The organism is Enterobacter sp. NFIX58, from assembly GCF_900110475.1.
In the GTDB taxonomy this organism is placed as follows: Bacteria; Pseudomonadota; Gammaproteobacteria; order Enterobacterales; family Enterobacteriaceae; genus Enterobacter; species Enterobacter quasiroggenkampii.
Genome location: NZ_FODW01000013.1, coordinates 21171 through 29662 on the forward strand (window position 1 = coordinate 21171; position 8492 = coordinate 29662).

The window sequence follows — 8492 nt, forward strand, 5'->3', positions numbered from 1 at the left end:
CGGCACCAGTGACCTGTTTGAGCGAGAATTACTCGTCTTCCAGTTCGATGTTGATACCCAGCGAACGAATCTCTTTCAACAGTACGTTGAAGGATTCTGGCATGCCCGGTTCCATCTGATGGTTGCCGTCCACGATGTTTTTATACATCTTGGTACGACCGTTCACGTCATCAGACTTAACGGTGAGCATTTCCTGCAGGGTGTATGCCGCGCCGTATGCTTCCAGCGCCCACACTTCCATCTCCCCGAAGCGCTGACCACCGAACTGTGCCTTACCACCCAGCGGCTGCTGAGTAACCAGGCTGTAAGAACCGGTAGAACGAGCGTGCATCTTGTCGTCGACCAGGTGGTTCAGTTTCAGCATGTACATGTAACCTACGGTTACCGGACGTTCGAACTGTTCACCGGTACGGCCGTCAAACAGCGTAATCTGACCAGACGTTGGCAGACCACCCAGTTGCAGCAGCTCTTTAATTTCAGCTTCTTTTGCACCGTCGAATACCGGCGTTGCAATTGGCATACCTTTGCGCAGGTTTTCTGCCAGACGCAGCACTTCTTCATCGCTGAAGGTGTTCAGGTCGACTTTCTGACGCACGTCGGTACCCAGATCGTAGGCACGCTGGATGAATTCGCGCAGTTTCGCGACTTCCTGCTGCTGTTTCAGCATGGCGTTAATCTTGTCGCCGATGCCTTTCGCAGCCATACCCAGGTGAGTTTCCAGGATCTGACCAATGTTCATACGAGACGGTACGCCCAGTGGGTTCAGTACGATATCTACCGGCGTACCGTTAGCATCGTGCGGCATATCTTCGATCGGGTTGATCTTAGAGATAACACCCTTGTTACCGTGACGACCTGCCATCTTATCACCAGGCTGGATCTGACGTTTAACAGCCAGATACACCTTAACAATCTTCAGCACGCCTGGTGCCAGATCGTCGCCCTGAGTGATTTTGCGGCGTTTCGCTTCGAGTTTTTTCTCGAACTCGTGTTTCAGTTCGTCATACTGCTCAGCCAGCTGTTCCAGCTGATTTTGTTTCTCTTCGTCGGTCAGGCCCAGTTCCAGCCAGCGATCGCGTGGCAGTTTGTCGAGCTTCTCAGCTTCAACGCCACCGGCAACCAGCACCGCATAGATACGGCTGAACAGACCCGCTTCGAGGATCTGCAGTTCTTCAGACAGGTCTTTCTTAGCCTGTTTGAGCTGCATCTCTTCGATTTCCAGCGCACGCTTATCTTTCTCAACGCCGTCACGAGTGAAGACCTGAACGTCGATAACCGTACCGGAAACACCGTTTGGTACGCGCAGAGAAGAGTCTTTAACGTCAGACGCTTTCTCACCGAAGATGGCACGCAGCAGTTTCTCTTCTGGCGTCAGCTGGGTTTCACCTTTAGGCGTAACCTTACCTACCAGAATGTCGCCGCCGGTCACTTCCGCACCGATGTAAACGATACCGGATTCATCCAGTTTGGAGAGCGCAGCTTCACCCACGTTAGGGATGTCAGCGGTGATCTCTTCTGGCCCCAGCTTGGTGTCACGGGACACACATGCCAGTTCCTGAATGTGGATGGTGGTGAAACGATCTTCCTGAACCACACGCTCGGAGACGAGGATGGAGTCTTCGAAGTTGTAACCGTTCCACGGCATGAACGCTACGCGCATGTTCTGACCGAGCGCCAGTTCACCGAGGTCGGTGGACGGACCGTCTGCCAGCACGTCGCCGCGCTCAACTGGCTCACCCAGAGATACGCAAGGCATCTGGTTGATACAGGTGTTCTGGTTAGAACGGGTGTATTTGGTCAGGTTATAAATGTCGATACCTGCTTCGCCCGGATACATCTCGTCTTCGTTAACTTTGATAACGATACGGGATGCGTCGACGTACTGAACGGTACCGCCACGCTTAGCAACTGCAGTAACACCGGAGTCAACGGCAACAGCACGTTCCATACCGGTACCAACCAGCGGCTTATCAGCGCGCAGAGTTGGAACGGCCTGACGTTGCATGTTCGCACCCATCAATGCACGGTTGGCGTCATCGTGTTCCAGGAACGGGATCAGGGACGCACCGACGGATACCACCTGCTGGGTGGATACGTCCATGTAGTCAACCTGGTCGCGGCTGAACAAGCTGGATTCGCCTTTGCTACGGCAGGTCACCAGATCTTCTACAAAGTGGCCTTCGTCATCCAGGTTGGAGTTCGCCTGAGCGATAACGTAGTTGCCTTCTTCGATAGCAGACAGGTAGTGAATTTCGTCGGTTACAACACCGTCAGTCACTTTACGGTACGGCGTCTCAAGGAAACCGTATTCGTTCGTCTGTGCGTACACGGACAGGGAGTTGATCAGACCGATGTTTGGACCTTCAGGCGTTTCGATTGGACATACGCGACCGTAGTGCGTCGGGTGTACGTCTCGAACTTCAAAGCCTGCACGTTCACGGGTCAGACCGCCTGGGCCGAGTGCAGAGATACGACGTTTGTGCGTAATCTCAGACAGCGGGTTGTTCTGGTCCATGAACTGAGACAGCTGGCTGGAACCAAAGAACTCTTTCACTGCTGCAGAAATCGGCTTGGCGTTGATCATATCCTGAGGCATCAGGGTATCCAGATCGCCCAGAGACAGACGCTCTTTCACCGCACGCTCTACACGCACCAGGCCAACGCGGAACTGGTTTTCCGCCATTTCGCCGACGGAACGGATACGACGGTTGCCGAGGTGGTCGATATCGTCCACTTCGCCTTTACCGTTACGGATATCGATGAGCTTCTTCATCACTTCGATGATGTCGTCTTTGCTCAGGATACCGGAACCTTCAATTTCGTCGCGCAGCAGAGAACGGTTGAACTTCATACGACCAACCGCAGACAGATCGTAGCGGTCTTCGGAGAAGAACAGATTCTCGAACAGGCTTTCCGCCGCTTCGCGAGTTGGTGGCTCACCAGGACGCATCATGCGGTAGATTTCAACCAGCGCACTCAGACGATCGGTCGTTGGGTCGACGCGTACAGTCTCAGAGATGTACGGACCGTGGTCCAAATCGTTGGTGAACAGCGTTTCGATACGTTTGTGGCCAGCCTGACTCAGCTTAGCCAGCAGATCCAGGCTCAGCTCCATGTTCGCCGGGCAGATCAGCTCGCCAGTTGATTCATCAACGTAATCTTTCGCGGCTACTTTTCCTGCAATGTATTCAACCGGAACTTCGATGTGTTTGATATCATCTTTTTCCAGCTGGCGGATGTGGCGCGCGGTGATACGGCGACCTTTTTCCACATACACTTTGCCGTCGGCTTCGATGTCGAACGACGCGGTCTCACCACGCAGACGTTCCGGCACCAGCTCCATCTGCAGCTTGTTGTCGCGGATTTCAAAGATCACTTTCTCAAAGAACAGGTCCAGGATCTGCTCAGTGGTATAGTTCAGTGCACGCAGAATGATGGTTGCAGGCAGTTTACGACGACGGTCGATACGGACAAACAGGTTGTCTTTTGGATCGAACTCGAAGTCCAGCCAGGAACCACGGTAAGGAATGATGCGTGCGTTATACAGTACTTTACCGGAAGAGTGTGTTTTACCTTTATCGCTGTCGAAGAAGACGCCCGGGCTACGATGCAGCTGGGAAACGATAACACGCTCAGTACCGTTGATAACGAAAGTACCGTTGTCAGTCATGAGTGGAATTTCACCCATGTAGACTTCTTGTTCTTTAATGTCTTTTACGGTGCCTTCCGGCGCTTCGCGCTCATAGATCACCAGACGCAGTTTTACGCGCAGCGGTGCGGAATAGGTCACGCCACGGATCTGACATTCCTGAACGTCAAACACCGGTTCGCCAAGGCGGTAGCTGACGTACTGCAGCTCGGAGTTACCGCTGTAGCTCTGAATCGGGAACACGGAGCGGAAGGCTGCTTCCAGACCGTACTGCCCTTCAGGATCTTGCTCGATAAACTTCTGGAACGAGTCAAGCTGGATAGAAAGGAGATATGGAATGTCCAGAACTTGTGGACGTTTACCAAAATCCTTACGAATACGTTTTTTCTCGGTATAGGAGTAAACCATAGGGTTCCTCAGCTCGCTGACAAGTCGACCCATCTGTCCGACGAAGGGACAGTTTGTGCAACACCATTTTGTGGACCGGAAAATTGAATACTTTCCGCAATACCTGTTGCTATCACGCTTAAATCATTTCGTCGCGATTTACACAGAGCGAGCACCCTGTCGCAATATATTAAGTCGTCGATAGAAACATGCATTGTCAGGACAATCAGCAGTCAAACAGTGTGAAATGCTACTGATGCCTTACAGCGCAAAAAGGCTGGTGACTAAAAAGTCACCAGCCATCAGCCTAATGACTTAGGCTGCAACCAGAAAAGTTGGCTTATTTAACTTCAACTTCAGCGCCAGCTTCTTCCAGAGATTTTTTCAGTGCTTCTGCGTCGTCTTTGCTCACGCCTTCTTTCAGCGCAGCTGGAGCAGATTCTACCAGGTCTTTAGCTTCTTTCAGACCCAGGCCAGTTGCGCCACGTACTGCTTTGATAACAGCAACTTTGTTCGCGCCAGCAGCTTTCAGAATTACGTCGAATTCAGTTTTTTCTTCAGCAGCTTCAGCCGGGCCCGCAGCTACAGCTACAGCAGCAGCAGCAGAAACACCGAATTTTTCTTCCATTGCAGAAACCAGCTCTACAACGTCCATTACGGACATAGCTGCTACTGCTTCAATGATTTGATCTTTAGTGATAGACATTTAAATTGTTCCTGAAAATCAGAATAAGTTTATACGTAAGCAAATGCTTTATAAAGATAACTGCGATTAAGCAGCTTCTTTCGCATCGCGTACAGCAGCCAGAGTGCGAACCAGTTTGCCAGCCGCAGCTTCTTTCATGGTTGCCATCAGGCGTGCAATTGCTTCTTCGTAGGTCGGCAGGGTTGCCAGGCGATCGATTTGCGATGCCGGGATCAACTCACCTTCAAAGGCTGCAGCTTTGACCTCAAATTTTGCATTCGCTTTCGCGAACTCTTTGAACAGACGAGCAGCAGCGCCCGGGTGTTCCATAGAGTATGCAATCAGGGTCGGACCAACAAACGTGTCTTTCAGGCACTCGAACTGAGTACCTTCAACTACGCGGCGCAGCAGGGTGTTACGAACAACACGCATGTATACGCCAGCTTCACGACCTGCTTTACGCAGTTCAGTCATTTTGTCTACAGTAACGCCACGGGAATCCGCAACTACTGCAGACAGCGCGCCTTTGGCTACTTCGCTGACTTCAGCAACAATCGCTTGTTTGTCTTGAAGATTTAAAGCCATTAGCTTTGCTCCTGGATGTTTGCCGGAACTCATGTTCCGGAACTCACTTCACTCTTCCCAACGGAAAGAGCGTCTTAATACGGTGAGCAGAAACAAGCCAGAGTATCCAAAAATAATCTTAGCGTTCTGTCACCGTCTACGCAGGGGATTAAGTCTCTTGCGAAACACCTGCGGTCTTCGACGGAGGCCTGGATTAGGCCAGGCTCCAACGAACAAATCTTTTAGCCGCTAACTTTTGTTAGCAAACGTGGGGGTAAGATTGTAGACAAAATCACCGCCCACGTAAAGGCATTAGTTTGCAGCAGCGCTCAGGCCAGCCTGGTCAACTGCAACACCTGCACCCATGGTGGTGGAGATGCTAACTTTCTTGATGTACACGCCTTTCGCCTGAGTTGGTTTTGCTTTTTTCAGCGCAACCAGCAAAGCTTCCAGGTTTTCTTTCAGTTTGTCAGCGTCAAAGTCCACTTTACCGATGGTGGTGTGGATGATGCCGTTTTTGTCGTTACGATAACGAACCTGACCTGCTTTAGCGTTCTTAACCGCTTCAGCAACGTTAGGAGTTACAGTACCCACTTTCGGGTTTGGCATCAGGCCGCGTGGACCCAGAACCTGGCCCAGCTGGCCAACAACGCGCATTGCATCTGGAGAAGCAATAACAACGTCAAAGTTCATTTCGCCTTTCTTGATCTGATCAGCCAGATCTTCCATACCTACCAGTTCAGCGCCGGCAGCTTTAGCAGCTTCAGCGTTTGCACCCTGAGCAAATACAGCTACACGTACGGAACGGCCAGTACCGTGTGGCAGTACAGTTGCGCCACGAACGTTCTGATCAGATTTACGCGCGTCGATGCCCAGGTTAACGGCAACGTCAACGCTTTCAACGAACTTAGCAGTTGCCAGTTCTTTCAGCAGAGCGATAGCTTCGTTGATGTCGTACTGTTTGGTCGCATCAACTTTGTCACGGATCACGGACATGCGCTTGGTCAGTTTAGCCATTTCTTAGTCCTCCACTACCAGGCCCATGGAACGTGCAGTACCTTCGATTGAGCGAGTCATCGCTTCAATGTCGGCACCAGTCATGTCGGCAGCTTTGGTCTGCGCGATTTCCTGCAGCTGAGCGCGGGAAATTTTACCCACTTTGTCTTTGTTCGGTTTACCGGAACCAGACTTGATACCAGCCGCTTTCTTCAGCAGAACTGCTGCTGGAGGGGTTTTGGTAACGAAAGTGAAAGAACGGTCAGCGTAAACAGTGATTACGACTGGGATTGGCAGACCTTTTTCCAGGGATTCAGTTTTTGCGTTGAACGCTTTACAGAATTCCATGATGTTCACACCCTGCTGACCCAGAGCTGGACCAACTGGTGGACTTGGGTTCGCCATACCAGCTGCAACCTGCAGCTTGACGTAGGCTTGTACTTTCTTAGCCATTCTAAAATCCTCTGATTGGGTAATAGCGCCTCAGTGAGGCTCCCCGTGAATAAAATTCGTTTTACGGGCCGGGCCCATAAAAACAAAAGGCGCGAAATTGTATTCCAATCTCGCGCCCTGTGCAACGATTAAATCGTCGCTTTTTTGATCGCTGCTTAGGCTTTTTCGACCTGAGCAAAGTCCAGTTCTACCGGGGTCGCACGACCGAAGATAGATACAGAAACTTTCAGGCGGGACTTCTCGTAGTCCACTTCTTCAACGACGCCGTTAAAGTCAGCAAACGGACCGTCATTAACACGCACCATTTCACCCGGTTCAAACAGCGTTTTCGGACGCGGCTTATCACCAACCTGCTGCAGGCGGTTCATAATCGCATCCACTTCTTTGTCGCTGATTGGCGCCGGACGGTCAGACGTGCCGCCGATAAAGCCCATCACGCGCGGTACGCTGCGCACCAGGTGCCAGCTCGCGTCGTTCATCACCATCTGAACCAGCACGTAACCCGGGAAGAATTTGCGTTCGCTTTTGCGACGCTGGCCGCCACGGATCTCGACCACTTCTTCGGTCGGAACCATAACTTCGCCAAATAACTCTTCCATGTTGTGTAATTTGATATGCTCACGCAGCGACGTTGCTACGCGGCCTTCAAAACCGGAAAACGCCTGAACGACGTACCAGCGCTTTTTAGGGGCTTCAGACATCTCAGAACCTCAGGCCAGTGATAAAGGATACCAGGCGAACCAGAATACCATCCAGTCCCCACAGGATCAGTGACATTACAGCGGTAACCGCCGCTACGATCAGCGTGGTGTGCAATGTTTCCTGGCGAGTCGGCCAAATTACCTTACGGACTTCGGTACGCGCTTCGCGAGCAAAAGCGACAGTCGCTTTGCCTTTCGTCGTCAACAGCGCGACACCACCCGCTGCAGCAATCAGAATTACCACTGCAAGCGCGCGTAGCGGCAGCATCATGTCACGATAAAGGTAGTTGCCGACAATCGCTACGATCAGCAGAACGGCTACTACTACCCATTTCATCGCTTCCAGGCCGCGCCCGCTCCCTTGAGCTTCGGTATTCGCACTCATAAACCAACCTGTCAGAAGTATTCTACAAACATTTTCACCCCGCGATTGCGAGGCAAACCAAATCGAAATGCTAATTCGCTTTTCGAATTATACGCTCTCTGCAGAGCCTGTCTCAGCAATGATTATGACAAAAATAATCACTGATGAGCCAGGTTCTGACGTGAAAGCGTGCAAAAAGGGCATCAAATGATGCCCTTTTATTGCGCATTGCGTCAAATGTTATCAGCAATTAGCCGAGAACTTTAGCAACCACGCCCGCGCCAACGGTACGGCCACCTTCACGGATTGCGAAACGCAGACCGTCGTCCATCGCGATTGGGTGGATCAGCGTCACAACCATCTTGATGTTGTCGCCTGGCATTACCATCTCAACGCCTTCTGGCAGTTCGATGGTACCGGTCACGTCAGTAGTACGGAAGTAGAACTGTGGACGGTAGCCTTTGAAGAACGGAGTATGACGGCCGCCTTCGTCTTTGGACAGGATGTACACTTCAGATTCGAACTTGGTGTGTGGCTTGATTGAGCCTGGCTTAGCCAGAACCTGACCACGTTCGATTTCTTCACGTTTGATACCACGCAGCAGAACACCAACGTTCTCACCAGCACGGCCTTCGTCCAGCAGTTTGCGGAACATTTCAACGCCAGTACAGGTAGACTTCGCAGTCTCTTTGA

Annotated in this window: 8 protein-coding genes; all 8 read right to left on the reverse strand. The window is 51.6% G+C overall.

Annotated elements, in window-relative coordinates; genetic code table 11:
• Nucleotides 1-28 precede the first annotated feature (28 nt).
• Nucleotides 29-4057, reverse strand: a complete 4029-nt coding sequence (rpoB, locus tag BMW97_RS23420) for a DNA-directed RNA polymerase subunit beta (protein WP_045909524.1) — start codon at nucleotides 4055-4057, stop codon at nucleotides 29-31.
• Nucleotides 4058-4376: 319 nt separating this feature from the next.
• Nucleotides 4377-4742 carry a 50S ribosomal protein L7/L12 gene (gene rplL, locus BMW97_RS23425; protein WP_002445276.1) on the reverse strand — a complete coding sequence of 122 codons (366 nt, stop codon included), beginning with the start codon at nucleotides 4740-4742 and terminating at the stop codon, nucleotides 4377-4379.
• 66 nt (nucleotides 4743-4808) lie between these two features.
• Nucleotides 4809-5306: a 50S ribosomal protein L10 gene (gene rplJ / locus BMW97_RS23430; RefSeq protein ID WP_003862338.1), complete on the reverse strand. Its 498-nt coding sequence runs from the start codon at nucleotides 5304-5306 to the stop codon at nucleotides 4809-4811.
• Between the two features lie 291 nt (nucleotides 5307-5597).
• Nucleotides 5598-6302: a 50S ribosomal protein L1 gene (gene rplA / locus BMW97_RS23440; RefSeq protein ID WP_006810530.1), complete on the reverse strand. Its 705-nt coding sequence runs from the start codon at nucleotides 6300-6302 to the stop codon at nucleotides 5598-5600.
• A 3-nt stretch (nucleotides 6303-6305) separates the two neighbouring features.
• Nucleotides 6306-6734 (reverse strand): 50S ribosomal protein L11, encoded by a 429-nt coding sequence (gene rplK, locus BMW97_RS23445; RefSeq protein WP_008503452.1) that lies wholly within the window; start codon nucleotides 6732-6734, stop codon nucleotides 6306-6308.
• Between the two features lie 155 nt (nucleotides 6735-6889).
• Nucleotides 6890-7435, reverse strand: a complete 546-nt coding sequence (gene nusG / locus BMW97_RS23450) for a transcription termination/antitermination protein NusG (protein ID WP_003862341.1) — start codon at nucleotides 7433-7435, stop codon at nucleotides 6890-6892.
• 1 nt (nucleotide 7436) lies between these two features.
• A complete protein-coding gene (gene secE, locus BMW97_RS23455; protein WP_003862342.1) occupies nucleotides 7437-7820 on the reverse strand; it encodes a preprotein translocase subunit SecE in 384 nt (127 codons plus the stop codon).
• Nucleotides 7821-8049: 229 nt separating this feature from the next.
• Nucleotides 8050-8492, reverse strand: a 443-nt coding sequence (locus BMW97_RS23460; protein ID WP_090393375.1) for an EF-Tu C-terminal domain-related protein, incomplete at its 5' end; no start/stop codon positions are given.